Genomic DNA, 1,767 nt, shown 5'->3' with positions numbered 1-1,767 from the left:
TGGCGGCGCCGCCGAGGCGGTTTTCGGTGCGGGCCACGTGCACTACCGGCACCGGCGCTTCGGGCGAGAGGCGCGTGGCGCGGCCCCATACGTAGGCATCCACCATCACGTCGCCGATGATGAGGACGCGCAAGGTGTTGAAGTCGTTGAACAGCGTTTGCAGGGAGGAATCAGAAGTAGGCAAACCCAAAGCAAAAATCTGTCATCCTGAGCGCAGCGAAGTACCTTATCACATTTGTCGCAGTTGGTTTACTGCAAACCGTTCGGCCGTGACAAGGTCCTTCGCTGCGCTCAAAATGACAGGAGTTGATACATGATTAACTAAACCAGCTTCGCGAGGCTGGCTTTGATGCGGCGAAATGCCTCTGCCAGCTTCTCGTCGGCGGCGGCGGTGCTGAAGCGCATGCACGCTGGCGCGCCAAAGGCCTCGCCCGACACGGCCGACACGTGCGCGTCGTTCAGAATAAACAGCGCCAAATCGGAGGAATTGCGGATGGTGCTGCCATCGGGTGCGGTGCGACCGAAAAAGGCCGACACTTCGGGGAAGATGTAGAACGCGCCGCTAGGCGTGGGCGTGTCGAGGCCGGGAATGTCCTTCACGAGTCCCAAAACCAAGTCGCGGCGGCGGCGGTAGGCGGCCGTCATCTCGTCGGAGGCGGCGCGGCCGCCAGCCAGCGCGGCCACCCCGGCGCGCTGCGTGATGGAGCAGGTACCGGAGGTAATCTGTCCCTGCATTTTGTCGCAGGCGGTGGCAATGTCCTGGCGGGCGGCCAGGTAGCCCAGGCGCCAGCCCGTCATGGCGTAGCCTTTCGAGAAGCCATTCACGGTAATGACGCGGTCGGCAACGGCCGGAAACTGGGCCAGACTCACGTGCTCGCCCACGAAGTTGATGTACTCGTAAATCTCGTCGGCCAGGGCGTACACCTGCGGATGCTGGGCCAGCACATCGGCAATGGCCGCCAGTTCCTCGCGGCTGAAAACGGCGCCGGTGGGATTACACGGCGACGAATACATGATGAGCTTGGTGCGCGGCGTAATGGTCGCTTCGAGTTGCGCGGCGGTGGCTTTATAGTCGTTGTCGCGGGTGCCCACCAACGGCACGGCCACGCCGCCGGCCAGCTTCACCATCTCCTCGTAGCTCACCCAATAGGGCGAAAACACGATGACCTCGTCGCCGGGGTTCACCAGGCTGAGCACGGCGTTGGCCAGCGCCTGCTTGGCGCCGGTGCTCACTACAATCTGGCTGGGCTGAAAATCGAGCTGATTATCGCGCTTGAATTTGTCGCAAATGGCCTGCCGCAATTCCGGAATACCGGGCACCGGCGTGTAGAACGTGAAACCGTCGTCCAGCGCCTGCTTGGCGGCGTCCTTGATGTACTGCGGGGTCTGGAAATCGGGCTCGCCGAAGCTGAGGTTGATAACATCGACGCCCTGCGCGGCCAACTCGCGGCCCTTCTTAGCCATGGCAATGGTGGCCGATTCGCTCATGGCGAGCAGGCGGTCGGAAAGCGGCGAAGTGCGGACAGGCGCGGTGGTATCGGACATAGGGAACGGTAGTGGGTGCAGGGGCAAAGGTAAGGCGGCAGTTAGTAGCGCGAACCTTCAGCTCGCGCTACTGCCCCAGGCGCCGCCAGCAGCGCCAGAGCACCGTCAGGTCTAGGCCGGGCTCGTAGTTTTTGGCGTAGAGCAGCTCCAGGCGGCGCTTGGTGCCTTCGGTGAGCGGCGCGGCCGCATTGGCCGCCTCAGCCGGCGACACCACGGCCGGGG

At 63.4% G+C, this 1,767-nt stretch carries 1 protein-coding gene and 1 pseudogene; both read right to left on the bottom strand.

What is annotated here, in order from left to right:
* Positions 1–184: pseudogene (locus tag ACYVDE_RS21765) on the bottom strand (D-glycero-beta-D-manno-heptose-7-phosphate kinase); the annotation flags it as partial.
* Positions 185–321: 137 nt separating this feature from the next.
* A complete protein-coding gene (locus tag ACYVDE_RS21760) occupies positions 322–1,545 on the bottom strand; it encodes a pyridoxal phosphate-dependent aminotransferase (RefSeq protein WP_460503637.1) in 1,224 nt (407 codons plus the stop codon).
* Positions 1,546–1,767: the final 222 nt, after the last annotated feature.

The sequence above is a fragment of the Hymenobacter agri genome, from assembly GCF_054778495.1.
This window is presented reverse-complemented; position numbering and strand designations above follow the sequence as displayed.

Coding starts and splice junctions, on each gene's coding strand:
- ACYVDE_RS21760 (WP_460503637.1), bottom strand. CDS start 1,545: ATGTCCGATACCACCGCGCCTGTCCGCACTTCGCCGCTTTCCGACCGC.